Origin of the sequence: Serratia oryzae, from assembly GCF_001976145.1 — a bacterium.
Classification (GTDB): Bacteria; Pseudomonadota; Gammaproteobacteria; order Enterobacterales; family Enterobacteriaceae; genus Chania; species Chania oryzae.
Window position 1 is genome coordinate 214,176 of sequence record NZ_MOXD01000008.1, and the last position, 26,608, is coordinate 240,783.

A 26,608-nucleotide genomic window follows, 5' to 3' on the forward strand; every position below is an offset into this window, starting at 1 on the left:
TCTCATGTCAAACAACATTCGTATCGAAGAAGACCTGTTAGGAACACGTGAAGTCCCCGCAGAAGCCTACTATGGTGTTCATACTCTGCGTGCGATTGAAAACTTCTACATCAGCAACAGTAAAATCAGCGACGTTCCAGAGTTTGTACGCGGCATGGTAATGGTAAAAAAAGCCGCGGCAATGGCCAATAAAGAGCTAAAAACCATTCCACGCAAAATCGCCGATACCATCATCCAGGCCTGTGATGAAGTGCTGGATAAAGGCAAATGCATGGACCAATTCCCGGTGGATGTGTTTCAGGGCGGTGCTGGCACCTCACTGAACATGAACACCAACGAAGTTCTGGCGAATATCGGCCTGGAGTTAATGGGCCACCAAAAGGGTGAATATCAATACCTGAACCCGAACGATCATCTCAACAAATGCCAATCCACCAACGATGCCTACCCTACCGGCTTCCGTATTGCGGTATACGCATCCAATCAGAAACTGATCGACGCCATCAACCAACTGCGTGAAGGCTTTGATCGCAAGGCTAAAGAGTTCGAAACCATCCTGAAGATGGGCCGTACCCAGTTGCAGGACGCGGTGCCAATGACACTGGGCCAGGAGTTCCGTGCGTTCAGCGTGCTATTGAATGAAGAAACCCGCAACCTGCACCGCACAGCGGAATTGCTGCTGGAAGTCAACCTGGGTGCTACGGCGATCGGTACTGCGCTGAACACCCCGGAAGGCTACCAGCAACTGGCCGTGCAGAAACTGGCAGAAGTCAGTAACCTGCCGGTGGTTCCTGCCGAAGACCTGATCGAAGCCACCTCCGACTGCGGTGCTTACGTGATGGTGCACAGCGCGCTGAAACGTCTGGCAGTGAAGCTTTCTAAGATCTGTAACGACCTGCGCCTGCTGTCTTCCGGCCCGCGCGCTGGCCTGAATGAAATCAACCTGCCTGAGCTGCAGGCCGGTTCCTCTATCATGCCAGCCAAAGTGAACCCGGTGATCCCAGAAGTGGTGAATCAGGTGTGCTTTAAGGTGATCGGTAACGATACTTGCGTTACCATGGCGGCCGAAGCGGGCCAGTTGCAGTTGAACGTGATGGAACCGGTGATCGGCCAGGCCATGTTTGAGTCAATCCACATCCTGACCAACGCCTGTTACAACCTGCTGGAAAAATGCATTAATGGTATTACCGCGAATAAAGAAGTGTGTGAGCACTACGTGTTCAACTCTATCGGTATCGTGACCTATCTGAACCCATTCATTGGCCACCATAACGGTGACATTGTCGGCAAGATTTGTGCTGAAACCGGTAAGAGCGTGCGTGAAGTGGTGCTGGAGCGCGGGCTACTCACCGAAGCTGAGCTGGATGATATTTTCTCTGTGCAGAACCTGATGCACCCAGCCTATAAAGCGAAACGTTATACAGATGAAAATGAACAATAATAGGCACATCCGGTAGCCTGAAAGGCACGCTAATCCTTTGGATAGCGTGCCTTTTTTCTTTCCGGCTTCCACAACTTATTAACTTTCTGTTTTCATAAATTCTTCACTTTAAGGGGTAAACACTATGTTAGTCGTGGAGTTAGTGATCGTTCTGCTGGCCATCTTCCTGGGAGCTAGGCTAGGCGGCATCGGCATCGGCTTTGCAGGGGGCCTTGGGGTGCTGGTGCTGGCGATGATTGGCGTCAAACCAGGCAGCATTCCTTTCGACGTTATTTCTATCATTATGGCGGTGATTGCCGCGATCGCCGCCATGCAGGTGGCTGGCGGGATGGATTATCTGGTGCAGCAAACCGAAAAACTGCTGCGCAAGAACCCAAAATACATCACCATTCTGGCACCGATCGTCACCTATTTTCTGACCATCTTTGCCGGCACCGGTAATATCTCCCTCTCCGCACTGCCGGTAATTGCCGAAGTGGCCAAAGAGCAGGGCATCAAGCCTTGCCGCCCGCTGTCTACCGCCGTGGTTTCTGCGCAGATCGCCATTACCGCCTCGCCAATCTCCGCCGCAGTGGTTTACATGTCTTCGGTGATGGAAGGGCACGGGGTGAGCTATCTGCACCTCCTCATGGTGGTCATTCCTTCCACCTTCCTCGCAGTGCTGCTGATGTCACTGCTGGTTACCTGGTTGTTTGACTCCAAGCTGTCTGACGATCCGGTCTATCAAAAACGCTTCGAAGAAGGCCTAATCACCCTGCGCGGTGACCAGGTTATGGAGATTAAACCACGGGCCAAAATGTCGGTACTGCTGTTCCTGGCGGGCGTACTGTGCGTGGTGGCTTATGCCATCATCAACAGCCCAAGCATGGGCCTGGTGGCAACACCGCTGATGAACACCACTAACGCCATTCTGATCATCATGCTGAGCGTGGCCACCCTGACTACCATTCTGTGCCGCGTCGACACCGATCTGGTGCTGAATTCCAGCACCTTCAAAGCCGGGATGAGCGCCTGTATCTGTATTCTGGGCGTCGCCTGGCTGGGTGATACCTTCGTGCAGGCCAACCTCGACTGGATCAAAGAGACTGCGGGTACCGTCATCCAGTCACACCCTTGGCTGCTGGCAGTGATCTTCTTCTTCTGCTCTGCGCTGCTGTACTCTCAGGCGGCAACCGCCAAGGCGCTGATGCCAATGGCGCTGGCGCTGAACGTCACGCCGCTGACCGCCATCGCCTCCTTTGCTGCCGTTTCCGGCCTGTTCATTCTGCCAACCTACCCAACATTGGTCGCGGCGGTGCAGATGGACGATACCGGCACTACGCGCATCGGGCGCTTTGTGTTTAACCATCCGTTCTTCATTCCCGGCACCTTGGGCGTGGTGTTCGCGGTGGTGTTCGGCTTCCTGATTGGCAGCGTTATTCTGTAATCCTCAGGCGGGGCTGCGGCCCCGCTTCTCCCCACTCATTTCCCCGTTGGTGATAAACTCGCCTTCTAGCCAGGCTGGCTTCAGGGTATAGTGCCCTGTTGATAATCTGGTTGAGAGGGGCTGAAGATGTCCGATTGCGAAGCTATCGTCATACTCTGTACCACACCCGATGAAGCGACCGCGCAAGACCTGGCGGCACGCGTGCTGGGGGAGAAACTGGCAGCCTGCGCCACGCTGCTGCCCGGCGCATCCTCGCTATACTACTGGGAAGGGAAACTGGAACAGGAATATGAAGTGCAGATGCTGTTCAAAAGCGATCGTCAGCATCAGCAAGCCTTGCTCGCCTACCTGAAACAACATCATCCGTATCAAACGCCCGAGTTGTTGGTGTTGCCGGTGATGGCTGGAGATAAAGATTACCTGTCATGGATCAACGCCTCATTAAGCTGATATTGCTGCTCTGCAGCCTGTTTTTCCTGCCGCAACCAGTTCAGGCCTCGCTGTTCGGCCAAAGCGGCGGTAACCCGTTCGTGCCTGTCGATCAGGCGTTCACCTTCGATTTTAAACAGCAAGCCAACCAGTTGACCCTGAACTGGCAGATCCGGCCAGGTTATTACCTGTATCGCCAGCAAATCAAACTGGTTCCGCAACAGGCAACGCTCGGCCAGTTTGAGCTGCCTGCCGGGTTGGCGCACAAAGACGAGTTCTTTGGCGAGACGGCGATTTTCAAGCAGCAGCTGACGCTGAACATCCCATTACTGCGGGCCGACGCCAGCGGTAGCCTGAGCGTGACGTATCAAGGCTGTGCCGCCGCCGGTTTCTGTTACCCGCCAGAAACCCGCGTGATCCCACTCAGCGCCGTGGCTGCGGCCACGCAAGCCGCCACTCCGGCCGAAACGGTGCCAGCCAACCTGCCGTTCTCACCGCTGTGGGCTTTGCTGCTGGGGATCGGCATTGCTTTCACCCCTTGCGTATTGCCGATGTATCCGCTGATTTCCGGCATCATTCTCGGCCGTGAACGGCCACACAGCAGCGGGCGGATCCTGGTGCTGGCGGTGGTGTATGTACAGGGAATGGCGCTCACCTATACCTTGCTTGGCCTGGTGGTTGCCGCCGCCGGGCTGCAGTTCCAGGCCGCGCTGCAACACCCTTACGTGCTGATTGGGCTGTCGTTACTGTTTGTTGCCTTGGCTTTCTCCATGTTCGGCTGCTATTCCCTGCAACTGCCCTCCTCACTGCAAACGCGGCTGGCAAGCTGGAGCAACACCCAGCAAGGCGGATCGCTGGCGGGCGTATTCATGATGGGCGCATTGGCCGGGCTAATCTGTTCCCCCTGCACCACCGCCCCGCTCAGCGCGATCCTGCTGTACATCGCCCAAAGCGGCAATATGTGGGCCGGTGGCGGCACGCTATATCTTTATGCTTTGGGCATGGGCCTGCCGCTGGTGCTCGTCACGCTGTTCGGTAACCGTCTATTGCCACGCAGCGGTCCCTGGATGCAATACGTCAAAGAAGCCTTTGGCTTTGTGATCCTGGCGCTGCCGGTGTTCCTGCTTGAACGGGTGATGGGTGAAGTTTGGGGGCTGCGCCTGTGGAGCCTGCTCGGCGTCGCGTTCTTTGGCTGGGCGTTCGTGCTGAGCCTGAAGTCGTCCCGTGGTTGGGCACGCATCATGCAGCTAGTGTTACTGGTTGTGCTGGTGATCGCCGCTCGTCCATTGCAGGACTGGGCATTTGGCAGTTCCGCCGCAGCGCAGCAGGCCGCTCGGCCACACCCAATCTTCACCCGTATCAATAATGTTGAGCAACTTAACCTGGCGCTGCGGCAAGCACAGGGAAAACCCGTTATGCTGGATCTGTATGCAGACTGGTGCGTTGCCTGCAAAGAGTTTGAAAAGTACACCTTCAGCGATCCCGCGGTGCAATCGCAATTGGCCAGTATGGTGCTGTTACAGGCCGACGTAACTGCCAATAATGCCGAGCAGGTAGCGCTACTCAAACATTTACAGGTTCTGGGCCTGCCCACCATCCTGTTTTTTAACCAGACAGGTGAGGAGCTACCGGCTGCCCGCGTGACCGGTTTTATGAATGCATCGGCGTTCAGCGCACACTTGCAGCAGATCGTGAACCGACCGTAATTGCTGTAGCGCAGACGACAGATATATTCAGGTTAAGAACATTTTTGGGAGGGAGCATAAATGCAACGTGAACAGGTTCTCGATACCGCGTTGGAGCTGTTGGAAAAGCAAGGCCTGGCGACCACCACCTTGGAAATGCTGACAGAGAAGTTAGGTGTACAACTCAGCGATATGAAACCGTTCTGGCCGGATCGTGAAGCGCTGCTGTATGACTGCCTGCGTTATCACAGCCAACAGATAGATACCTGGCGCCGCCAGTTGCTGCTTGATGAAACACGCAGCCCACAGCAAAAGCTGTTGGCGCGCTATGACGTGTTGGCCGAGCATGTACGCAATGAACGCTACCCGGGCTGTTTGTTTATTGCTGCCTGCAGTTTCTTTCCGGCCCCCGATCACCCGATTCACCAATTGGCAGAACAACAGAAACAGACCTCGTTGGATTTCACCCGCGACCTGCTACGCGAAATGGAAGCGGACGACGCTGATGCCGTGGCACAGCAGATGGAGCTGGTGCAGGAAGGCTGTTTAAGCAAGCTGCTGATAAAAAGGCAGTTACAGGATGTCTCCGTTGCCAAGCGGTTAGCAGAAGATATTTTAAAAATTGCTCAATGCCGCAAGTATGGTGCGCTGAGTTAAGGCAACCGCATGTGCCTGTTGTGATCGCAGAGGCTGAATTCCACGCGTTTTGACTGAAAAGCCAGCAATTAACGCTGTTTTCGTATTTTTTGCCACAAAGCCGTTGACGCCGCACGGCCAATACGGTTTAATGCGCCCCGTTGCCCGGATAGCTCAGTCGGTAGAGCAGGGGATTGAAAATCCCCGTGTCCTTGGTTCGATTCCGAGTCCGGGCACCACTCATTTCAAACCCTCGCTTAGGCGGGGGTTTTTGCTTTCTGAGTCAACAACTTGTTGGTTTATCAGTAATTACCTTTTTTTACTTTCCTCTGGCCCCGCTTCCCGGTGGTACAGAAAGGTGGTACAAAATGAGCACTATGATACAACCAACAAAGAACCGTTTCAGCGTTTACATCCTCCGTAAAGCCGTCCCTAGGCACCTGCAAGGCATCCTCAATAAACGTGAGATCAAGTTCACCCTTGATACCAAAGACGTGAGGGAGGCCATAGAACGTGCACTCGCAAAAATCATTCAGATCGACATGATGCTCAGGCTGGCAGAAAAGCAGCTTGAAGCGGAAGAGTCCTTAACTGATGCCGATATCGAGATGATCGCTGGTGTATGGGCTTCACGTACCATGCAGAATGACGAGCGAATCCGGGCGCGATACCTCGTTGAAGATGTTCTCGGTGGTAAAACAGGAATGTTCCACTCGCCGGAAAACGACATCATTCACGACTGGCTGGAAGACCGCGAACGTAAGCCCGGCTACAAGTCAGAAACATGGCGGGCAGAACGAGACGAATCCATCTGCAAACTGATGACCATAGAGCTGGATGAAGCTCTAGAGCCTTATGAGATGGTTTCGCGTTCAGACCACAATCTTTGGCAAATCGCTGGATTTTGCCCTGGGCCACCGTTTGGGATTTAACACGCCTGTTGCTATTGTGGGTTACCGCCTTGTGAAATCGGTGCAGCAGTAGGGTTCTTGGTACAGACGTCCACTTGTCTATCAGACGGAAACCTACGAATCCTTTTTACACACCGCGCTTATCGAACCGAATGTACACCTCTAATGCATTCGGTTCTTGGAAAGAGTCATGCCCTCGCCTATCCGTAGAACTGTTAGGAAAACTTAAGAAAAGCGTTGAATGCTGGTGCCGCGTGATAATTTTCATGCAGAAGTTCCAGCGTAAAACTCCAAACTCGCTAATCCAGTGTATCCAACCGATGGCTAAAGGCGATCTCCTTCTTGCAGGATGGCCTAGTATCACTACATGTTTCTGTGGTCGCGTTGCCAAGAAAGTTCTTAAAACACTCTATTTTTCCGTCAACTACGATCTGCTCATACATAAAAATGCAGTCCCGAACAGCAATTATGCCGTCTAAAAAGCTGGCTGGGTCGATTAAATTTTACACAACCCCAAGTCTGAATTTCAGGCAGTGAACCAGACGGGAAGTGAAGTCATGGCGCTTTTTCCTGCAATTTTATCCATGTATCACGGGATAATGTCATGAAGAGAGGAAGCTCAGACGTAGTTCTGCTGCTTTAGGTGACGGACAATGACCTGACCTTCCGGCATAAACGCAGTACCAAAGCGCACGAGTCCGCACCCTTTCAACTCGGCATCAATGCCGTATTCCAGATGCCCCGGCGTCGTTTGCGGCAGCAGCACCACGGTCAGGCTTTTCAGGCGAGGCTCATATTTCAGCAGGGTATCGGAGAGAGTGACCAACAGGGAGTGCGCCGTACCGGGCATGCCCTGCAGGATTTTGCTCATGTCTGGCAGGCCGTAATCCGGCAGGTGGCTAAGCGTCCCCGCGCGACAGTTTAGGATACGCTGCATGTTGTCGAGGACCGACAGGATGACCTGCTCCTCTTCGCTGACCGCGTGCAAGTCGAGACCGCTGGCGAAATTGCCCAGCAGTTGCTCATACAGTGAAGGCGCGTGGCGGTGTGGCATCACTTTTTCTCCGCCCGTAGCGTCAGGCCGTTATTGCTCAACTCAATGGTACGTGGTTTATCGGGGTCTAAATCCTCGCGGGTCAGGAGCAGACGCCAGTGGTTCTTTTCCATATCCGGATGGCGGAACAGGCCGACCACGGCAACAAACTTTGCCTCCTTCTCCATCGGCATGTCCAGCGAGGCCGCGGTGCCGGGTTTGACTACCACGCTGCGGCTGGCCAGCAGATCGTCTTTCAGGGTGCCATCCCCGTCCCCCGCCAGTTGCTGATACACCGTTTTATGGAAAATCTTATCATCGCGCAACTGATACACCCGCACCAGCACCGGTTCAGAGGCGGAGTTCTCTTCGCGTGCGTCGGTGTTCAGCGCTTCACGGGCGGTGAAATCCAGATGCAGGACTTTCACCTGTTTATAAAACAGCGATTTCGTCGCCGACACGGTGCCGTCCGTCACCGTCTGCGTCAACCCACAGCCGCTCAACAATACAGCCAATGCCACCAATCCGATTTTATTTTTCAAGGCGGTAGTTAATAACACGTCGCGTTCCTTCTTGAGGCCTATCAGGAGCCATACCACGGTAATGGCCCAGTTCTACGGTAAAATAATCAGGCATATCGTCCGACGGGCTCTGGTCATCCAGCCCCAGCACACCTGTCAGCCCCAACCTTATCGGTGCCTCACCCAACACCATGGCAGGCAGCAGATGCGTGGGCACCGTCAGTTGAATGCGGGCGGTGTAACGCCATCCCAGATACACCCGCAACAATACCAGAAAATCGGCATACAGCGCCCCTTCGGGTAACCAGTCACGGGCCTCGTCGCGGTTCCCGGTGCGCAGGGAAATCAGCAGTTGGCTGTTAGCATCGGTGGCTTCATCCCCCAATACCTGATAGCCATCCAGCCAGTTCGCGCCCTCATCGGCAAAAGTCATCGGGGAATCAATCCGCACCGTCCGCAGGCAATGGGGCGTCACCTCCGCCTGTGTGTCCGGTGCCAGCAAGCGCACCAGCGCCTGAACGCCTTCGGCGGTTCTGCCCGGTTGCCGCATCACCCCCAGCAACGCCAGAAAGCGCGAGGTGGGGGTAGCAAAATGTTGTTGCGTGCCGGGGATCCCCATGCCAATCAGGCCTAGCAGGCTTTGAGAGGTGGGGTCTTTGCCGCCGGATTCAAAGGTTGCCGGATAAGAATACTTACGCCAGATGCGGTAAAACTGCGTCATGAACCGGTGGTTGAAGATATCGAGGAAGCCTTCCAGCGCTTCATGCCCTTCACGCTGCTGGGTGATATCGTCGATATAGGCGGTGGGCAGCGGTGAGTCGACGCCGTACAGCCCCATAAAGGTGGTGCGTACGGTGGGGGGCGCGTCTGGATGTTCCGCATCCGTTTCCAGCGCTTTCAGCTCGCTGACCGGGAACCCCATCCCCGGCCACGGCCGAAAACGTACCGGGTCATCCGCCGGGTTGGCGGTGCTGCCGAGCGGTGGCGTGCCGGGTTGCTCCAGCAACTGGCAGAAACGGTAGAAGTTAATACGTCCGATGTCCCGCTCCAGCCTGGCGGTCAGCCGGGGATGCGGCGGGTGTGATTCTCTTCCCATTCCAGGCGTTCTCCTGTCGGTTGCAGTATCAGAGTCAGACGGTTAAACAGATGAATGTCGGTATACAGCGCAAAGAAGCGGCTGAGCATTTCACCGAACAGACAGATATCACCGGTACCAGCGAACCCGTTGCTGTCGAGGGTGATTTCGATATGCACCCCACGCAGCAGATAGCCGCGTTCAAAACGCTCAATCTCGCTGTGTTTCACCTCGACGATGGCCTCCAGCCGACGGCGGTTCATTTCACTTTCCGTCCAGTCGTACAGGGCCAGCGTACCACGCAACACGTCGGCACTGTCCATCATCCACAGGAAGCTGCTGCCCAGATGGCTCAGCACCCGCCAGTGGAAACGGTCACGGTTCGGTGGGTAACAGGGCATCGTCGGCGCAGACAGGTTGCGTATCCGCACATTGGCCCCCGTGGATTTCACTGCGGTGTCCAGCACGGTGCTTTGCAGCGATTTACGCGGCAGTTGCCCATTGGTGCCGGTCAGGCTCAGGGACAGGTTTTCGTTCTCCGGCACCTGGTGGTTATCAAACGCCTCGCCGCCCAATATCAGCCAGGTATCGTGCAGGCCCGACGGCCCGCGTTTGACGCGCGTATGGTAGTAATATTCCGGCGCGTCGTGGCGCAACATGCCACCCTTGTGGCGGAAGCTGGTGAACGGCACATACACCTGGTGACCGGAATGTTTGGAGGAAATCACCGCGTCTACCGAGTAAATCTCGGTATAACCGTCCTGCACGCGCATCGGGCGCAGCAGGTATTCGGTCTGTAACGAGGAGAGCGACAGCGGGTCTGACTCCAGCGGGAACAGGTTGATGACCGGCACACAGTGCAGGCGCAGGTGTTTTTCCGAGAACGAGAAGTCGTGCTCCCAGCGTTTCTCCAGCACCACATCGATTTCAAACCAGGCCAGCTCTGCCGGTAGCTCCACGGAATCCAGCCCGGTCAGCGCGACAAACATGAACTTCTCGCGGAAGGTGAAATACTCCAGCAGCAACTGATAGCCGCTGAAGGCGCTGTCGCCTTTCGGCCACAGGGTATCCTGCTCACCAAAGCCCTGCGGGGCAAAGAACGCATCCAGCGGCTGACGATCGGCCTGGCCCGGCAGACGTAGCCACAATTTGGCCGTATTGAGGGTAAAGGCTTCGTGCAAGGCGCAGGCCAGTGGCGCATCGGCATCAAAATAGAGCGGCAGATGGCGCAGATTGATGCTGCTCCAGTCGGCCAGTTCACCGCAGTGAAAGCGCAGGCGGATCACCGAACGGCCATCCGGCTCGGTATCCAGCACCGCGCGGTTCAGGGTGAGCGGCAGCAGTTCGATATCCTGCGTGGTGGTGTAACGGCAGCGCGTCGCCCGCTCTCCGATAGGGCGGGACAGCACTTCAAAGCCTTTATTGACCACCATCCGCTCTTTCATGCCCTGCCATTCCGGAGTGAACTCCACAATCGACAGGGAGGGGATGGTACGCAGGTAGTGTGGCCACAGCAGGCTGACCAGCCCTTCGGTCAGTTCCGGCAGGTCGTCATCGAGTTTTTCCCGCAGGCGCCCCATCAGGAAGGCGAAGCCTTCGAACAGGCGTTCCACATAGGGGTCGCGGGCACCGGCTTTATCCAGATTCAGTCCGGCAGCCCGGTCGGGGTGCGCACGGGCAAACTCTTCGCCCGCCTCACGCAGGTAACGCATTTCGGCGTCAAAATAACGCAGGGTTAAGTCGTCCATAGGATTCTCAATTAAAGAATATATATTTCGTAGAGACTAAAGCAGGATTTATTTTTTACGAGCTTTTCTATTCTATTTCCTGATTTAACGGGGTGATTTTTTTAGTACAAAAATCACCCCGTTCTTTTTGCCACTCAGACTTGCTCTCATGTATGTGAATAGCATAATGACATGCACCATTTTCGGAATCCATCGAAAACCCTTGTGAACCACTGCCAGAGGGGGACTCCGTACGGCTATCTATTCGCCAACCGATGTCCAACCCAGTACTCCTTTTCAGCAATGAACCGAGAGAGGGGGTGACAGTCAATTCACCATCAGGCTTTACAATTCGAACTTTCTTGAGTTGCTCAACTTCCTGGACACTTGGTTCATCGTTAGAACGGTCCCTTTCCATGACATAGATATGAATGCTTTGAGCTGTATTGTTGTGGATCACCACGCTCGGCTTTAGTTTAAAAATAATAAAAATAAAAGCCAATGCAGCGATTAAAAACATTGACATTATATTTAGCATGCCCATTGTGATTTTTTTGTTTTTTATTATCTGAGTCATTTTGCAAATCACTCGTCCGCCATACTCATAATATAAAAAAAGCAACTTGATATGATGAGAGCTATGACTTTTATTGTGTGTTTTTAGTTTCCCGAAGCGTTACGATGGTAGCCTTTAGTTTATTTATCTTTCTTATTGAAAAAAAGGCCACACCAGTAATTAAAACAGTAAATGAAACGAGCGAAACCCAATATAATGTGTAAATTATACTGTATACCTCAGAGATCAGAAAACACTCTTTTTTATCAATTAAATTTGGTTCGAAAGTGTATTTAACATCCAGCAATACGAGAATGAGCGCAATGCTGATTATTAGTGTAAATAAAAAAATGGAGAAAGCCACACAATCAATCGTGATATGTATTTAATCATTTTAAAAAACCAATCATTAGTATGTCGCCTGTCAGAGTAGATGCCTTTTCAATACTTCAATTAACTTATTTTTTATAAAATAAACACAATGTTACAGTATCTTTATTCCATTACATGGCTTGCTATCTAATGAATTTATTCGATAATAAAATCATGCACGTACTTATCAAAAAACCGCCCCAAGCAAACAAATATATATTATCAATTGCATTTAATAACGCATCATAACCATTGTAGCACTCTCTATTCCCTAAAGCTGTCAGTGTCTCGTAGCTTAGTGATACATTCACAACTGGAATCGCCAGACTAATAAAAAACACCAATAACGCAAGAAAAATCAAAATGGCTCTATATTTTTTTATTCTTCATTAATTAACCCCAAGATACCATTAATAGCTCCAGAAGGATACCCTATTCAACTTCCAATTGCCCCAAATGACTCCCGGCTACGCCTAAAAAATCCATAAGCAAACAAGTTTATTTAAATAGTATATCAACAGACTTGATATTATGATTTTTTCTATCTAGCTGAAATACTTTGTTGCCAAAGCACTCACCAAATATAAGTAATTTAAAAGCTAAATATCCCCCTCAAAATACAGGAGGACACCAGCAACCAAAAATGCAATGCCACACAGCATAATACAAAGATACTCAGCCAAAAACCATCGCCTTATACTTACGGGTAACTTTTTTATGAATTCTACATCATTATTCTTGCTATATCCCGAACTTTTTCCAAAAACTAGCGGGCGAAGAATAAAATCCATTTTAACCCAATAACCCGCACTAAATCCGATAATATCAGAATCTTTAAATGTAGCAGTACTTAAAGGAAGAAAACCGAATTCAAGCTCATATAATCGACATACTTCGAGAAATCGCTTCTTATTAAGGAAGGAAATAATTGGTGCTATGACAACAAGAAGCATCGCCCCACCACCAATAATACATATTATTACGTCTAGAATAGATGCTTTCACTTAGTCACCTCGTAAACTTTTTCTCCAATAGCTCCACCAACCTTATCCCCAACCTCACTGCTACCATATCCTACAGCCCCCGTAAAAATAATGCCACAAGCTAACATTCCAACGCCCCCTACTTCAGCAGTAATAGCCCCAAGAACTAATGAACAAACAGCAGTGGAGGATGTTGCAGCAAGTTGTCCCACCCATAATCCAAGCCCGATCCCTCCCGCAAAGCTACCCACCTCAGTATATGTCGTTTTGGCACAATCACTGCCGACGGTACAAGCCTCATAAATTTTATCCAACCGATTAACGCCATCCAAGCCTATGCCAACATAGCCCGCCTGTTTCATTATTTTTACATATTTTGCTGCATTCTCCATATAGGTCGCATATCCTTCAATATCGGACACGCCGGTTTGGTTCCAACGGTGCATTATTGAACTCGATGAAAGACCTAGTGCCCGCTTAATGTCTGGATAATCTTTTAGACCTATTTTATGTTTTGTGAACGAAGTTAGCACGCTGTCCAATTCATTAAACAACGCTCTCCTCTCAACATAGAACTGTTGACTGATAAGTGTCCCACTAGATATATATTGATTTTTATAAGTGGTTTGAATTTTAGCTAGAATGCTTTCGACTCTTTCAAAATATTTGCCTGCTGCCTCAGATGCGACTCCCACTGACAAACTCGCTTGTGAGGTAAATAGATCTATAGTGTCTTTATTGCGGTGTAAGAAATTGGCTTCCTCGTGTGTTAATGGAGCCAATGCGGTATCAACACGCGCTTTAGCCTTCTGCATATGAGCGATCTGGTCGCCGTCTTGTTTCAACGGATCAACCAGTAGCAGAATAGAACCTGCTTTAAACTGGTTGTTACCGTTCAGTGAACGGTAAAGTTCTTTCGTGCCTGCTGGTGGTGTTCCCTTGAATAACCACGGCTCGAACCCTTCTGCTGTCGCCCCATAAGGCAGGACACAAAAACCTGCGTCCACCGGTTCACGCTGGGTCTGTTCCTGAACCTGGGATGGCTGAACAGGCTGTTCGGGTTCCTTGCTTGACGCAGGGTATGATGCCCTTGTCAGTTCATAGGTATCCATCAACATTGAAGGGATAAAACGTGCCTGGCACGGGCAACTGCTTTTGCTGTGCAACGTACCGGCAAATTTACGGCCCATCACCGAATCCCCCGGGATGTGGCCGACAATGATGAACATGCCGGGATGTTTACCGCAGGTGACGCGATCCTGTTCGCGGGCAATGGCTCTGCCAAACAGCGTGTGGGTGGTGTCACCTTCGGTGATAATGCCACCACAGGTGGTCTTATCCTGTATGACCAGGTAATGCCCTTTTGCCATGAGAATGTCCTTGAATCATGTTGAGCGCACAGCACGTCGGTTCAAGTGTTGAACAGTCAATGCAGGTTATCCATTGCACCAATACTGTAGTGGATCACAAAATCAGGACACCTTCGTAGCCTTTTTCCACCGCTCTTCGTATTCACAGGGCGGTAATCCACCATTGTGCCGATGGGGGCGTACTGTGTTGTAATAACTTTGTATCCATTCACCGATATCTCGTACCGCATGATGGATATCCATATAACCCCCTACAGGCAGCCATTCACTTTTCAGGCTTCGGAACACTCTTTCCATTGGTGAGTTATCCAGGCAGTTACCCCTGCGGCTCATACTCTGCATCACTCCGTTCCTCCACAGTAACTGCCTGTATTTCTTACTCCTGTACTGCCCTCCCTGATCCGAATGAAACAGCAGCCTCTTTTCCCTTGGTCGCGTCTCCAGTGCCAGGTAGCACCAGCCACCATTGACTTTGATATAGCTGATATCTCCACTCCACACACGATTGGGCTCCGACGGCTTAAACTGCTTTTTCAGTAAGTCTGGCGATGCCAGTGACGTCTCCCGTTCACCACGGTAACGAGGCTTGCCGAGTTGGCGACTCGCCAGACCACATTCCTGCATCAGCCTGCGGGCCAGCCAGCGCCCCATGTTATAACCCGACTGACGCATCAGCAGACTCAGTGTTCTGCTGCCAGTTGCTCCCCGGCTCTGTTGATGCAATTCCCGCACCTGAGCACGCAGTTGCATACGTTTTACATCAACCCGCGAATTCAGCGAGGCATAGTAAACACTGCGCGTTATTTTGAGCAGGCGGCACAATTCGACCACTGACCATTTTGTTTTCAGCCGTGTGATTAACGCAAAGATTTGATGGGGAGTTCGCTCATCAACACGGCTGCCTGCTTTAATATTTCTTTTTCCATTTCCAGCCGTTTAATCTGTGCTCTGAGTGACTGGATTTCACGTTGCTCTGGTGTCAGTGCAGGATTGTCCGGCGTCACCCCGCTGACTTCTTCTTTGTACTGGCGTATCCATTTACGCAATTGGCTGGGGTCCAACTCCAGAGCGCGTGCAACCTCGATGGTTGACCGCTGATACTTAACGACCTGCTCAATAGCTTCCAGTTTGAATTCAGGAGAAAAACGGCGTTTGGTCTGTTTAGGTTGAGTCATTATCAATTACCTCAATTGGCTGTCATTAAATTAACAGGCTATTGAGGTGTCCGGTATTACTGATCCACTACAATACCAATGCTTTGCCTCAGAGTTAACGCTGCGATCACCGTTTTGCTGGAGCCTGAACCGGCTCGCTATCCTCCTGCACGAACTCATCATCAGGGGTATGCACGGCAGGTTCTGGGGTGTTCTGTATCTGGAAAATCTGCGCTGGCAACGTGAAGTTACGCAACTGCAGCAACGCCAGCGGGCCTTTACCCAGCTCGGTGCGCAATATCCATTGCAACGGCGCGTTGTCCGGTGTGGTGAACGTCAGTTGATAGCGCCCTTCATCCAGTTTCTGCTGCTTCGCCTGTTCTAGCCAACGGATGAGGCCCCAGGTGCCCTGATAGTCACCGTACAAGCGGGCTCCGGCATCAACGCTGGTCCAGGTCAGCATAGCCCCCGGCTTATAGGTATCCCCCGGCCAGCGGAAGCTTTGCCAGCTTTCCATCTGGTTGAAGTAATGGAGTTTCTGCCCGTCAATCGACAGGTTAGTTTCCACCACGTCCGGTACCGGCCGCGCCAATAGCTCAAACCGCAGCCCCTGACTACCGTCGGTGAACAGGATGTCGGATATCTGGCTCAACTGATTGATGGCCGCCAGGAACTCGGGATTAAAGGTCAGCCCCTGGCTGTTTACCTTGTCCGGTACCCAGCGGGTACCTTCTTTATGCAGCACCCCACTCAGTTCACTGGTCAGGAAACTGTCGATGCGCCCACTGTCTTTGCGGATAAAATCGGCCAGCATCGGCAGTGAGGCATCGCTTTTGCTCGCGGCAAATGGGTAACGCCCGTCAAAGGCTGATTTCCAGTTCACCACGATGGCGTTTTTCCACTGGTCGTTCAGGCTGGCTGACGACGGCTGCAACACCGTTTCCCAGGCCTGGGTCAGCGGCTGAACAAACATCGTCCGGCCGAAGTTGTTCCATTCCTCTCCCAGGCTGGCAGCAATCAGGCTGGCATACTCCTGGGTATCGGTCAGGTTAACGTTCTTCCCCTGGAACACCGTCTGCGCCAGCACCTGTATCATCTCCTGCGGGTCGGCCGCGCTAGCAACCTGCTGAAGTTTCAGGCGCACGCGGGTGACCCGGGTGAGTAAAGTCTGCAGGCTGAGCGAGCTGTCGGACGACATCATGGTCTGGGTATTGCCTTTGCCCATCAGGGCCAGCAACGGGCCAAAGGTCTCATCCAGCGGGCCAACCGGTCCGCTGGCCTGTTGGTCTATCGCCGGTTCGGCGTCTTTCTTTATCAGGGCCTTGGCCGACTTCACCAAGGAATCAGACAAGGCTTCGCTCTGCTGCCCGGTTTGCCCTTGCCAAGCCACGGTGTTCATCAACGCTATCAGCGGCGACTGGCGGACATCACTCATCAAGGTGAGTTGGTCAATCACATCAGACAGGTTTTTCGCCTCATTCCAGTGCAGGCTGTTGAGAAAACTCAGCCAGGCACCGGCAAAATCGGTGAAGTAACGTTCGGTCAGGCGCTTTTTCAACGCTTCCGGTGAAATGTCATCAGAGATAGAACGGCGGTTATCACTGAGCACCCAGTCAATCTCTTCACGCCGGGAGGTGACCGCGTTGTCTATCGCCCGCTGGATTTGCTCCTCCCAGGCCTTGCGGGTGAACATACCGGGAATGGTTTCTTCGGTGTGAAACAGACGCTGCGCATCCGTATCGCCCGTCATCTCGGCCAAGGTCATGTCGGCATAGTTGCGGCGCACCGACAGCAGCATGTTTTCATACAGCGTGCTTTCGGCATTACGCTGACCGATTTCACCCAGCAACACCTGCCGGGTCTGTGATACCAGGGCCTTGTCGGGCACGATTTTCCAACTCGGTTGGGTGGGGAGGTTGTGGGCATAAAACTGCCACAGGTCTGGAGCCAGGCTTTGCCATAACCCCGGAGAGACCCCTTGACGCAGCGGCTCGGTGGTTTTCATTACCTGGGCGAAAAACGCCGCGTCGACTTTTTCGGGCCGTGCCATCATCAGATAGGCCTTCAACTGGTCATAACCCGATTTGGCCAGCGCGGTGCGTTTCGGGCTATTGGCGGGCAGGTTAGCCAATACGCCGAGTTGTTGTTGCAGACTGTCTGCAGCGGCATCGCGAATTAAACGGTTATTGGCCTTGCCGTACCACGGCAGCAGGGTATCAAGCAGTTGCGCATTATGATCCATGCCGAAGCGCTGATACCAGGGGGAACCTTCTGCTGCACGCACCTGCAGGCGGCCAATCTGGTTACGCAGTGCCTGGAGGGCGATCAGTTGTTCATCGGACACCGGCTGCGGCTGCGCCAGACGCTGTACCTGTTCAGCCGCAGAGAGCATCTGCTGACGGTTGACGGCAAACGACACCACGCTGCCCGCGCCCCACAACACCATCAACGTCAGCAGGCCATAACAGACCGTTTGTTGCCACGGCAGGCCGACGCGACGGCCACGTGCGGAACGGCAGTCATCCAGCACCCCTTGCCAACTGGCGGGGGCGGTCCAGGTTTTTTCATGTACACCCGCAGAAGCGTTCGTGGACACCTCTGGCAGGCTGAACATCAGCCCGCGCAACGGAATGCGGGCGGCATAGTCCGCGAACCATGGCGTGAGTACCTGCCGCCAGCGTGCGGCCTCGCTGGTGTTCAGAGACTGTGCCAGACGCAACAGGAAATCATGCTGCTGTTGAGCCAGCACCTGCTGCATGCCCTGTTCGCGTAACTGGGGGATTAATGACCGCAGTTGACGTTCAATTGCGTCCGGCGTCGCATGGGTGGCAAAGACCGCGCCGACCGGCTGCGTCACCCGTTCATCCTGTGACCAATGGCTTTCGCACACCTGCCACAGATAGACCGGTGGCTGATAACGCAACGCTTCGCCAGATTTTTCCAACGAGCGCAGCCCGTCATCCATCCACGAGGATACCCGGTTCTGCGCCTGCGTCACGGCCCAAACCACGCCGTCCAACGGGCGACTGCGGCGCAGTTTGCGCCACGCTGCCAAGTACGGTGCGTCGCTTTGCACATGCAGACTGCCACCGTGCAGCAAGACGGTGCGCTGACCTTCCAGCCAACCTTGCTCAGCCAGGGTGGGGGCCAGAGCGGCGATTTGTTCAGGTTCGCCTACTACCATCAGCAACCGCACTTTATAACGCCAGAACAGGCCGTACCGGCGGCGCAGGCGTTTTTTTAGCTGAACCGAGGAGGCTTGAGAGGTGTCTGGTGTTTTATCCGTTTTCACCGGTGCAGGGGCGTCGTCACCCTGAGAGTATTGACGAACCTCGTCAAAATACTTTTTGCCAGATAAGCGGGTACCGATAAATGACAGCAGGGCACACAGGGCAATGGCGCCGGTTCCCACCATCAACCCGGTCAACCAACGGTCACGCTGGGGTGTTCCCTGAATCAGCCCTATCCGATCCGGGTGCTGCCAGACCAACCAGCACAACATGATGCCGGCCAGTAAAAACAGCAGGGTAATTATCCAGAACCAGGCTTCTGGCTTTTTAATCGGTAAGGCTATGCGCTTCACGCTGTATTCTCCTTGTGAGAAGCGATGGGGGCGACGACGGTACACCAGACAGTCTCACTGCCTTGTTCGCCACTGATGATCATATGCGGTACAGGGGACTGGCCGATCGCTTGTGCAGCAGCGGCGATCGCCAGCCAGGGCCCCGCACGGCCTGGGTCGCCCAGAAATTCATCAAAATTGTGTACGCCAGATTCGAGATCGATGCTGACAAGCGGTGCCTTGTTTTGTGCAACCACCGCGCTCTGATAGGCTTCATTTTGCCTGTAGACCCCCGTCAGCCACAGATGCTGCAGGCTATCTGGGAGCAACGGCACCCAATCGGCGGCCTGCAAAAGTTTTTCCTGCAATATTTCCGGCTGGGGGGCAGAGGACTCAGGGCGGTGTAACAGTGCCAGTGGCATCAGGGTATTTTGCGTCAGGCGATTACCCAATAGCAATCCCACCGCAGTTTCGGCGGTCATCTCAGGGTGTTCTGGTGCAATCTGCAGGGCAATCACCAATAATACGGCCTTGTCTTTAATGCGATGGTCGAGCCAATGATCGATGGCCATCATCCCATCCTCGGTGATAAACCGCGTAGGCTGAGGAAGTCCGCTCTCGAGCCAGGCATTTTGCCAGAGTTCCTGGATCCGCGCTGTTGAAAGTGAGGAGGAGGACTCCAGCAAAATGGCGACGGGGTTATCCTTGTCAAGACGGGATAAGGGCTCTGCAAGGCTTGCCAGCAGGTCGCTAAAAGCGGCGGAAACCTGCTCATGCGGTAACAGACCTTCGGTTACCGGGAGTCGGCTATGGCGGACGCTACCTTCCCCTCGCCAGGAAGTCTGAGGGAAGATTTTGGTTTCATTACGCAGCAAAGCCTCTACAACTGTGGTGAATTGCGCATCAGCCTCATGTGCTGTGCGACATTCTGCTGCCAGGATCTGTAATGCCCGACGCCCGCGCCGGACTTCCTGCAAAATAACCTGTTCGCGCCGTTGATCCCAGGCATTGGCATGGATCTGCTGCATCATATAGACAGCCAGACGAAAGCCTATCAGCACCGTCCAGACAAGCACCGGGATGCCGATGGCAAACCACCAGAAAGTGGTCTCACCTACCAGTTTTCCCAGAAAGCGCATCAATAATATTCCGGCAGCAACAAGACCCAGCAACGCGCTCAGCCAACGTAATGGCTTGGGCGGCAACGGGCGTAATGCCGGGCCGGGTAGGGTGTTTAGATTTACGGGCATAAGAGGACTCGAATAGCTTTGTTAAATAAATCAGATTTGGCAAAAAACATTTACGCGAATTACTTTTTCGTCAAGCTAAAGTGTAAACTAACACCAGTTGATGCGTGCCTTATAGTAAAACTACCATGGTGAGCTTGAGTTTTTTAAGGTTTTTCTCACAGAGCATTTGACATTACTATGGTGCTGGGGTTGGAAGCTTAGATAAAACATTACACAATGCTCCACCCAGTTTTTCTTCATTAGTAATGTCACTGGTTGATATCGAGTATTTAACAATTCCGCTACTTTTATCAATCGATGACAATCCATAAAAGTACACAGATTGATTATCAACTTTATAAAATAATATAGCATCAAAACCATTTACTGAACTATCTTTATATTTATGTATAATATTTCTGAGTTGTAAGCTTGAGCTTTTATCTTCTACCACACGACCTAATAAGCCCTCATTAACTTCAGCGGGTTTTTTATCAAGGTAAAAAATGTCGACTTGAGGTTTTATCTCTGACCGCTCGCGACCAAAAGTAATCTCACATTTAGGAGATATTTCATTATCCACACCATAATTCCTCTTAAAAAAAGAGTCCACCCTCTCTTTATAAATCACTCCAGAGCCCATGGGGACCACCAATAAATACAGCCCTCCGGATGAACCAGAAATAGAAAATGAAGAATATAAAGTACAAGAAAACAGTATGGAGTAAAGTAATGATTTATTTTTCATAGACGATATTTCTCATTACCTTAGTAAGCGAAATCACTAGTCATCTTTAAGTTTACTTGCAGCATCTTGCAAAATAGCACTCTGTAAAATCACACTCTCATTGCCAAAGAGACATGTAATATTATCAAGCGCCAACGCAAAGTTACCTAAACTAACAACCTTAGTCCATCTGCCATCAGGGTTTTTCCTCAAAATCACATTATAGATATCTATGACATTACCGGTTCTATCGATAAACCCTGTTTTTTTATCCAGACTCGCACCACAAAAATATGCCATATTGGTTGTTTTGCAGAGTCGTGTAACTACAAAACTCTGTTCTTTCTCCATTCTGATAGCATCAAGAATGTTTTTTCTTTCAGGTCCATTTTTATTGATAGAGATACAGACATCATCAAGTTGACTTATTTTTGGTAGAAAGCTTTTTATTCCCTCAGACAAATAACAAGTTACTTTAGCATTTGGTGGTGAAAAAGAATTAAAGTTAACGATCTGCTTCCATTGCCCATCACTACTACGCTGCATCAGCATATCATATACTGCAACAAAGTAATTTGAATTGAGAGGACTCCCTGTACTATCTAATCCTATACCACAGAAATAGCCATAGTTATCAAGATATTCTATTTTTTTCACTACAAGATTCACATCCTGTAATTCGTTATAGTTATTCTTGATAGAGTTAATTAATGAGTCACGAAAAGCATCATTACTTGTATTGGCAAACACCCCTCCATCAAGGAGAAAAAAAATCACAAGATATATTAAGCATTTATATAACCTCATTATGACTCCCTACCATTATTTACATTATCGATACTTAATGAGGCATTCATCTCTGCCGCAGTTTTTTTATGTAGTGGTACAGAAGCTATCTCTCTTAACGCCTGAGCTTCATATTGAACAGGAACAAAATAACCAACCAACCTTCGAGTGCTCCTGTCAACAAAATTTATTTTGTCATCTTGATTACCTCCTAATACTATTATATTACCATTAACTGTTTCTGATAAAGCATAAACAAAGCAAACATGTCCACCACCGGTTCTAGTATACACAGCGATTGCACCAAAAACAGGGGTGTCGATTCTTTTAAAATGAGGGTCACGCGAAAAGGATACAGCCAAACCTGGCTGGTTACTTTTTGAGTATCGCGGTACTGATTTTATTAGGCAATAGTTAACAAAAGAAGCGCACCAAGGAACAGCCAGTGACCGAGCGGCTACTCCAACCTCGCTATGATAATTTATAGTTCTAGTGATCTCCCTCATCTTTTCCAGCCCATCGTCTCGCCTCATCTAGAGCAACTTTCATCCATGGTGCTTGCTCAGTACTTGTACCAATGTTTGCTTGCGGATAACCAGCGTCAGAACTCCCTGTTGATGTTTGTCGCTGATTACCACGCGATGAGTTAGTTGCTGGCGGTGGTACAGTCTGAGGCAGAGCATTTCCAGCAGGGATTTTCAATTCCTGACCAACGGAAAGGACGTTTACGTTTTGGATATAATTTAAATCAGCAATTCTCTTCACTGTTGTATGTAATTTTTTTGCAATCTTACCGAGGGTATCACCTTTCTTTACATGGTATATAGAAGTAGACTTCTCACCTTGTTTATGAACACCTGTTTTAGCTGTATAGCTTCTAGCGCTTCTTAAGAGAAGGATATTTCTACTTGTGCTTCCCACCGTTGATGAGTAAATTCTCTCAGAGCCGTCTGTTATTTATACACCGAACCACCGTCTGCACGCTTAATCAGCGTCCATTGCACCCGGTTTGATAATCCGTGTTTATCCGTCCAGTGAGGGAGAGATTGCCCCTGATTCACGGTGACGTATTGCATGCCTTGCTGAGTATATATCGACCATTCGCCTGCATGGGGAGCCGGCTCACCCGCCCAGACAGTAAGATATTCACTATCGCCGCTGATAAAGTGCTTTTCCCTCTCAGACCAGGTGTAAAGCTCATCCGGTTCACCTTTTGGGAAAAACCCTTCCGCTGGAACATCAATATATTCACCTTCTACACGCCGAATAAGCGTCCAGCCGGTTTCTGCATAGGTAAAATCATGCCAATTATATGCCCTTTCTCCGGTTTTCTCACTTACCCACTCACTTCTCTTAGTTCCCTGCATTGCTGTAGGAGGTTTATCAAAATCGGCCCCTGGATATAAAAGCCGTGCTGCTGCAAACTCTACATCTGGCAAATAAATACCGATCTGTTGTGGTTTTTCATCTTTCTCTATCCGAACGTTGTGATCAAGCTCGTAGCGGGGAATGCGTTTAGGTAACTCCGCCAATTCATAGATACTTGACTGCCCCAGATAGGTCAAATGTCCTTCATCCCAGCTACCATCAATGGTAGCTGTTAATTTTTTATCCAGTGAACTCGCCAGACGTTCGGTGCGATCAATACGCTCCTGCTCCTGCTCTGTCATCCAGCCATCCCAGAATTCAACAATACCGCGCGTGTTATTACTCATTGTATGACCAATTTTAAATGCTTTAGGGTCGTTCTGAGTACGCAGAATATAGGCGTTAATATAGCGGTCTTTGTCTGGCCGGATATTAGGCAACACTCGACTGCCCCACACCATATCGCCCTGTCTCCATTGCGGCTCTTCTCTGATCCTGACCGGCAGCTCATTCTGCAACCGTACGTAAGCCGCTTCATGAGCCTCCACCCAAGCGATAATCGCATCACGGGTGGCAGCGTAGTGTTCTACCGAGCTGTAAAGTTCCAACAAGTAGCATTCCAGCGGATGTAAAATCGCCATTTTATTTTTCCTTTGGTACATACCAGTTATTTTTTGTTTCCAGCCTTGGCAGGCCTAGATAGGGTGATAGCGGATCGCTGTCGACATCCTGATAGCCCCAACCGGTTTTAAGACGTTGGCCGGTAAACTCCTTTTTCAGTTGATCGGGGTCGAGAACAATCTGCACCGCGCCCCCTTCCAGAGAGTATTTTTCTTCAACTTTATTAATTTGAGTACCAGCCCGCCCTTCCCATACCTTTAATGGTTGGCCCGGTGGCACGGTATAGATCACATACTCACCGTTTTCATTCCAGCTTTTCCAGACGGCAAAGCGGCGACGCCAGTCATTTTTCGAGGTTAACTTTTTAAACTCCCCCTCGCGCATCCAGCAGATGCTGTTATCACTGGAGTTGGGATCAATAACGCGGTAAAGCTTTTCTCCCGGCGGGATCTCCGCGGCACTCATTGACCTGTCAAAGGTATTGAATTTACCCTGTAATGCTTTATTTTTCGATTTCTTACTGATATCTGGCCAGCCACGCTCAATTTTTTCTATCTGATGTGGATCCAATTGACTGAGCGGTGGGTATTTTATCTTAACGTCAACATCCACCCAACGCGGCTTTTCGCGCTCAAATAATTTGATCTCCTCACTCACCCTTTTTTCCCAACCCAACACATGTGAATTATTCCCAACATGTGCCCGGTAGGCATTATCCCCCTCCACACGCAGTTTGTTTGCCAGTCTATCCAGCAAATCCTGTACCGGTGCCAGTGCTTTTGCCAGCATGCTGTCAGCCTTGTTTCTCACCTCAACTAGGGTATTCCACAGGGCTTTTATCGGTTGTTTGAGTGAGTCTGGCCCCCAGGATTGGGCCTTATTCAGCAAGGTTTTGGTCACATCCATCAAGGTGTCGAAAACCGCAAGCAGTTTTGCGGTAGTTATCGCCCCCATCACCTCACGTACCATTTTTTCCAGATAGCGGTAGGCATTGGGGATCTTTGCCCATTTAAGCGCTGCGCGGGTCGCTTTGAGATCCAGAAACGTATTGAGCAATTGGATACTGCCTTCTAAAGCTTTTTCTATTACCTGGCTTCCGGGAGAGACACCAAAGGCCACTTTGCGTAACTTAAGAAAGAGCACCTTGAAAGCGCCTTTGCACAATGAGCCCAACGTAGGGAAGCACCCGATCAGGGTGAGTACCAACGCCACCCATGACCAGACGTTGCTGTCTTCTTCTTTTATTTTTTTGCAGTTAGCCACTAAATCACGCACATCGCAGATCTGATCGACCAGCGGGATCATTGATATAAGCGTACCTGTGACGACTTGGCCGGTCGTCTGATTATCATTAAAGTCGCCCTGGATAGTTTCCCAAATCCATTCTCCGGCCGCTTCCATTTGGCGTTTGGCTCCAGAAAACCACCCTTCGGGTGCTGGCTTATAAAATGCTAATGCGTTCTGTAATTCAGTATCCATTGATATTTATCCTTGTGAGCCACTGAAGGAAGCATCCATTTTTTGTACAAGTAATGAGTAGGGATCCCAGGGTTTTTCAGGCAACGGCTCTGGAAGCTGGTATTCCACCTGCGCAGGTTCATTAGGTACGTTTTTGTGGAATGCATAACCTTTATCATCCAGCGTTCCCTGTAACACCGTTCCCCCTTCAAAACTCACGGTGTACCGGGCACCGGCAATAGGATTCACCTCGTCATCAAAAAAGTTCAGTGCCAAGTTGTACAGCCCCGCCAAAGCGGTAGGTAAAACGGCTATTGCTGGAGCAATTTTTGCTTTTTCCTGCCGCCCGTAATATCCCGCCTTGGTCAGATACTCACCCGCTGTCCCCGACTCAATACGGTTCTCATCCAGCGTGATATAGCTGCCACCCGCGTTAAGCGTGATCTTCTTCTTCGCCGTGATCTTGATTTCATCTTCGGTGCTGGTGATGGTGATGGCCTTACGGGCCAGCAACTCCATCAGGTCGTTCTGCGCCTGTACCGTGATCGGCCCTTGATTGGCGATCAACTTCATCCCCAGCTTACGCACGAAGACACTCAAAGCGCTCCCCACACCGATAAAGAAGTTTTTGGCCACGCTGATATCAGCATGTTTACCGGCAGTGGCTATCAGGTTATCACTGGCAGAAAGTTGCAGATGTTCACCGCTGGTCAGGGCAATCCCTTTTGGGGCGCTCAACAGTAAAACGGCTTCTTTTAATTCAGTGAGGTTTTGCTGCAACAGCGTGATCTGGGCTTGCAAGTCAGCCGGGTTGGCATTGGCCGTTTGCGCGTCTGTTGAAATAGCCTGCATCTGCTCCTGTGCGCTGTTCAACAGGTTAATCGCCGGTTGCATCTCCAGCACCTTGCCCTGCGCCTTGGCCTGCCCATCGGCGCTCATGAAGATGCCTTTCTCCGCCCGGATGGCCCCGAACAGGTCGGTGCGCAGCTCAAACCCTTCACCGCGCTGCTGCTTCTCGCTGTCTACCAGGTGCCCCAGGTTCAGTTGGCTCTTGCCACCGTACTCAGTACTGAGCTTGATATGCTCCTGATTTCTCGTGTCGTCCAGCCTGAGTTTGTTGTTGGCCGGAGTGCGCAGCACGTTGCGCTTGTAGTTGCGGATGGTGACGTGGTCGACGTGCGCCGAGTCATGCAGGACGTGTGCGATGTAAGGGCGATCCGGATTGCCATCTTCGTACGCAATCGCTACCTCCGTCCCCGCCAAAAGCGGCAGATGGAGTCCATAGACGTCTCCCGCATACGGTCGGGCCTGCCGCACCCACAGGCTTTCGTAACCCGGCTCCCAGCTATCACGGTCGAACAGCATGTTCACCCGGTAACGTCCGTCTTTGTCGATATGGCCGTAGATGTCGTTGGCGGTGGTGCTGGTCACCCGTGCCGGCAACGTACCGGCCATCTTGGGTTTGGGGAGCAACGCCGGGCGGAAGCCGTAATCCTCGGAATAAGGGATGGCCTCGAACGCCACTTCAAAGCTGCGGT

23 protein-coding genes and 1 tRNA gene are annotated in these 26,608 nt (G+C 51.3%); 7 read left to right on the forward strand and 17 right to left on the reverse strand.

What is annotated here, in order from left to right:
- The first annotated feature begins 4 nt into the window (after positions 1-4).
- From aspA to BMI79_RS15850, 7 genes are all read left to right on the forward strand, one after another.
- Entirely contained in the window at positions 5-1,441 is a 1,437-nt protein-coding gene (gene aspA, locus BMI79_RS15820; RefSeq protein ID WP_076943085.1) for an aspartate ammonia-lyase, read from the forward strand.
- A 124-nt stretch (positions 1,442-1,565) separates the two neighbouring features.
- The gene (locus tag BMI79_RS15825) at positions 1,566-2,867 is read left to right on the forward strand and encodes an anaerobic C4-dicarboxylate transporter (RefSeq protein WP_076943086.1); all 1,302 of its coding nucleotides are present in this window, start codon (positions 1,566-1,568) and stop codon (positions 2,865-2,867) included.
- A 126-nt stretch (positions 2,868-2,993) separates the two neighbouring features.
- The gene (gene cutA, locus BMI79_RS15830; protein ID WP_076943087.1) at positions 2,994-3,317 is read left to right on the forward strand and encodes a divalent cation tolerance protein CutA; all 324 of its coding nucleotides are present in this window, start codon (positions 2,994-2,996) and stop codon (positions 3,315-3,317) included.
- Positions 3,293-5,002: a protein-disulfide reductase DsbD gene (locus tag BMI79_RS15835; RefSeq protein ID WP_076943088.1), complete on the forward strand. Its 1,710-nt coding sequence runs from the start codon at positions 3,293-3,295 to the stop codon at positions 5,000-5,002. Before cutA ends, BMI79_RS15835 begins: the two co-directional genes overlap by 25 nt.
- A 60-nt stretch (positions 5,003-5,062) precedes the next feature.
- Positions 5,063-5,638 (forward strand): transcriptional regulator, encoded by a 576-nt coding sequence (locus BMI79_RS15840; protein WP_076943089.1) that lies wholly within the window; start codon positions 5,063-5,065, stop codon positions 5,636-5,638.
- A 142-nt stretch (positions 5,639-5,780) separates the two neighbouring features.
- Positions 5,781-5,856, forward strand: a tRNA-Phe gene (locus BMI79_RS15845).
- A gap of 129 nt (positions 5,857-5,985) precedes the next feature.
- Entirely contained in the window at positions 5,986-6,549 is a 564-nt protein-coding gene (locus tag BMI79_RS15850) for a DUF6538 domain-containing protein (RefSeq protein ID WP_076943090.1), read from the forward strand.
- Between the two features lie 598 nt (positions 6,550-7,147).
- Here BMI79_RS15850 and tssE read toward each other — a convergent pair.
- The 17 genes from tssE to BMI79_RS15940 form a co-directional block, all read right to left on the reverse strand.
- Positions 7,148-7,582 (reverse strand): type VI secretion system baseplate subunit TssE, encoded by a 435-nt coding sequence (gene tssE / locus BMI79_RS15855; protein ID WP_076943091.1) that lies wholly within the window; start codon positions 7,580-7,582, stop codon positions 7,148-7,150.
- A complete protein-coding gene (gene tssJ, locus BMI79_RS15860; RefSeq protein WP_076943092.1) occupies positions 7,582-8,121 on the reverse strand; it encodes a type VI secretion system lipoprotein TssJ in 540 nt (179 codons plus the stop codon). Before tssJ ends, tssE begins: the two co-directional genes overlap by 1 nt.
- Positions 8,093-9,178 carry a type VI secretion system baseplate subunit TssG gene (gene tssG / locus BMI79_RS15865; protein ID WP_076943093.1) on the reverse strand — a complete coding sequence of 362 codons (1,086 nt, stop codon included), beginning with the start codon at positions 9,176-9,178 and terminating at the stop codon, positions 8,093-8,095. Before tssG ends, tssJ begins: the two co-directional genes overlap by 29 nt.
- Positions 9,142-10,905 (reverse strand): type VI secretion system baseplate subunit TssF, encoded by a 1,764-nt coding sequence (gene tssF / locus BMI79_RS15870; protein ID WP_076943094.1) that lies wholly within the window; start codon positions 10,903-10,905, stop codon positions 9,142-9,144. The genes tssG and tssF overlap by 37 nt, the downstream gene beginning before the upstream one ends.
- Before the next feature lie 67 nt (positions 10,906-10,972).
- Positions 10,973-11,461, reverse strand: coding sequence for an immunity protein TsiR (gene tsiR / locus BMI79_RS15875; RefSeq protein ID WP_125828822.1), 489 nt, complete (start codon positions 11,459-11,461; stop codon positions 10,973-10,975).
- 950 nt (positions 11,462-12,411) lie between these two features.
- Positions 12,412-12,816, reverse strand: coding sequence for a hypothetical protein (locus BMI79_RS23140; protein WP_083704455.1), 405 nt, complete (start codon positions 12,814-12,816; stop codon positions 12,412-12,414).
- Positions 12,813-14,165: a PAAR domain-containing protein gene (locus tag BMI79_RS15885; protein WP_076943096.1), complete on the reverse strand. Its 1,353-nt coding sequence runs from the start codon at positions 14,163-14,165 to the stop codon at positions 12,813-12,815. Before BMI79_RS15885 ends, BMI79_RS23140 begins: the two co-directional genes overlap by 4 nt.
- A 102-nt stretch (positions 14,166-14,267) precedes the next feature.
- Positions 14,268-15,340, reverse strand: a protein-coding gene (locus BMI79_RS23635; protein WP_125828824.1) for an IS3 family transposase whose coding sequence is annotated in 2 segments (ribosomal slippage) — positions 14,268-15,076 and positions 15,076-15,340 — 1,074 coding nt in all. Because the reading frame shifts where the segments join, the coding sequence is not laid out codon by codon here.
- A 106-nt stretch (positions 15,341-15,446) separates the two neighbouring features.
- Complete coding sequence (locus BMI79_RS15900; protein WP_076943098.1) at positions 15,447-18,902, reverse strand: ImcF-related family protein; 3,456 nt, start codon at positions 18,900-18,902, stop codon at positions 15,447-15,449.
- Positions 18,899-20,131, reverse strand: a complete 1,233-nt coding sequence (locus BMI79_RS15905) for a hypothetical protein (RefSeq protein ID WP_076943099.1) — start codon at positions 20,129-20,131, stop codon at positions 18,899-18,901. Before BMI79_RS15905 ends, BMI79_RS15900 begins: the two co-directional genes overlap by 4 nt.
- Positions 20,132-20,306: 175 nt before the next feature.
- Positions 20,307-20,858: a hypothetical protein gene (locus BMI79_RS15910; protein WP_125828826.1), complete on the reverse strand. Its 552-nt coding sequence runs from the start codon at positions 20,856-20,858 to the stop codon at positions 20,307-20,309.
- A gap of 36 nt (positions 20,859-20,894) precedes the next feature.
- Positions 20,895-21,644 (reverse strand): hypothetical protein, encoded by a 750-nt coding sequence (locus BMI79_RS15915; protein WP_076943101.1) that lies wholly within the window; start codon positions 21,642-21,644, stop codon positions 20,895-20,897.
- The gene (locus BMI79_RS15920; RefSeq protein ID WP_076943102.1) at positions 21,644-22,129 is read right to left on the reverse strand and encodes a TIGR02594 family protein; all 486 of its coding nucleotides are present in this window, start codon (positions 22,127-22,129) and stop codon (positions 21,644-21,646) included. The genes BMI79_RS15915 and BMI79_RS15920 overlap by 1 nt, the downstream gene beginning before the upstream one ends.
- Positions 22,113-22,544 carry a LysM peptidoglycan-binding domain-containing protein gene (locus BMI79_RS15925; RefSeq protein WP_076943103.1) on the reverse strand — a complete coding sequence of 144 codons (432 nt, stop codon included), beginning with the start codon at positions 22,542-22,544 and terminating at the stop codon, positions 22,113-22,115. The genes BMI79_RS15920 and BMI79_RS15925 overlap by 17 nt, the downstream gene beginning before the upstream one ends.
- Positions 22,545-22,576: 32 nt before the next feature.
- Positions 22,577-23,632, reverse strand: coding sequence for a type VI secretion protein ImpA (locus BMI79_RS15930; RefSeq protein WP_076943104.1), 1,056 nt, complete (start codon positions 23,630-23,632; stop codon positions 22,577-22,579).
- 1 nt (position 23,633) lies between these two features.
- On the reverse strand, positions 23,634-25,091 hold the full coding sequence (locus BMI79_RS15935; RefSeq protein WP_076943105.1) for a hypothetical protein: 1,458 nt from the start codon (positions 25,089-25,091) through the stop codon (positions 23,634-23,636).
- Between the two features lie 6 nt (positions 25,092-25,097).
- On the reverse strand, positions 25,098-26,608 hold a 1,511-nt coding region (locus BMI79_RS15940), incomplete at its 5' end, for a DUF2345 domain-containing protein (protein ID WP_143555412.1).

What these genes read in the sequence shown, in the direction of transcription:
- aspA (WP_076943085.1), top strand. Translation starts at nt 5, where the DNA reads ATGTCAAACAACATTCGTATCGAAGAAGACCTGTTAGGAACACGTGAA.
- BMI79_RS15825 (WP_076943086.1), top strand. Translation starts at nt 1,566, where the DNA reads ATGTTAGTCGTGGAGTTAGTGATCGTTCTGCTGGCCATCTTCCTGGGA.
- cutA (WP_076943087.1), top strand. Translation starts at nt 2,994, where the DNA reads ATGTCCGATTGCGAAGCTATCGTCATACTCTGTACCACACCCGATGAA.
- BMI79_RS15835 (WP_076943088.1), top strand. Translation starts at nt 3,293, where the DNA reads ATGGATCAACGCCTCATTAAGCTGATATTGCTGCTCTGCAGCCTGTTT.
- BMI79_RS15840 (WP_076943089.1), top strand. Translation starts at nt 5,063, where the DNA reads ATGCAACGTGAACAGGTTCTCGATACCGCGTTGGAGCTGTTGGAAAAG.
- BMI79_RS15850 (WP_076943090.1), top strand. Translation starts at nt 5,986, where the DNA reads ATGAGCACTATGATACAACCAACAAAGAACCGTTTCAGCGTTTACATC.
- tssE (WP_076943091.1), bottom strand. Translation starts at nt 7,582, where the DNA reads ATGCCACACCGCCACGCGCCTTCACTGTATGAGCAACTGCTGGGCAAT.
- tssG (WP_076943093.1), bottom strand. Translation starts at nt 9,178, where the DNA reads ATGGGAAGAGAATCACACCCGCCGCATCCCCGGCTGACCGCCAGGCTG.
- tssF (WP_076943094.1), bottom strand. Translation starts at nt 10,905, where the DNA reads ATGGACGACTTAACCCTGCGTTATTTTGACGCCGAAATGCGTTACCTG.
- tsiR (WP_125828822.1), bottom strand. Translation starts at nt 11,461, where the DNA reads ATGACTCAGATAATAAAAAACAAAAAAATCACAATGGGCATGCTAAAT.
- BMI79_RS15885 (WP_076943096.1), bottom strand. Translation starts at nt 14,165, where the DNA reads ATGGCAAAAGGGCATTACCTGGTCATACAGGATAAGACCACCTGTGGT.
- BMI79_RS15905 (WP_076943099.1), bottom strand. Translation starts at nt 20,131, where the DNA reads ATGCCCGTAAATCTAAACACCCTACCCGGCCCGGCATTACGCCCGTTG.
- BMI79_RS15910 (WP_125828826.1), bottom strand. Translation starts at nt 20,858, where the DNA reads ATGAAAAATAAATCATTACTTTACTCCATACTGTTTTCTTGTACTTTA.
- BMI79_RS15915 (WP_076943101.1), bottom strand. Translation starts at nt 21,644, where the DNA reads ATGAGGTTATATAAATGCTTAATATATCTTGTGATTTTTTTTCTCCTT.
- BMI79_RS15920 (WP_076943102.1), bottom strand. Translation starts at nt 22,129, where the DNA reads ATGAGGGAGATCACTAGAACTATAAATTATCATAGCGAGGTTGGAGTA.
- BMI79_RS15930 (WP_076943104.1), bottom strand. Translation starts at nt 23,632, where the DNA reads ATGGCGATTTTACATCCGCTGGAATGCTACTTGTTGGAACTTTACAGC.
- BMI79_RS15935 (WP_076943105.1), bottom strand. Translation starts at nt 25,091, where the DNA reads ATGGATACTGAATTACAGAACGCATTAGCATTTTATAAGCCAGCACCC.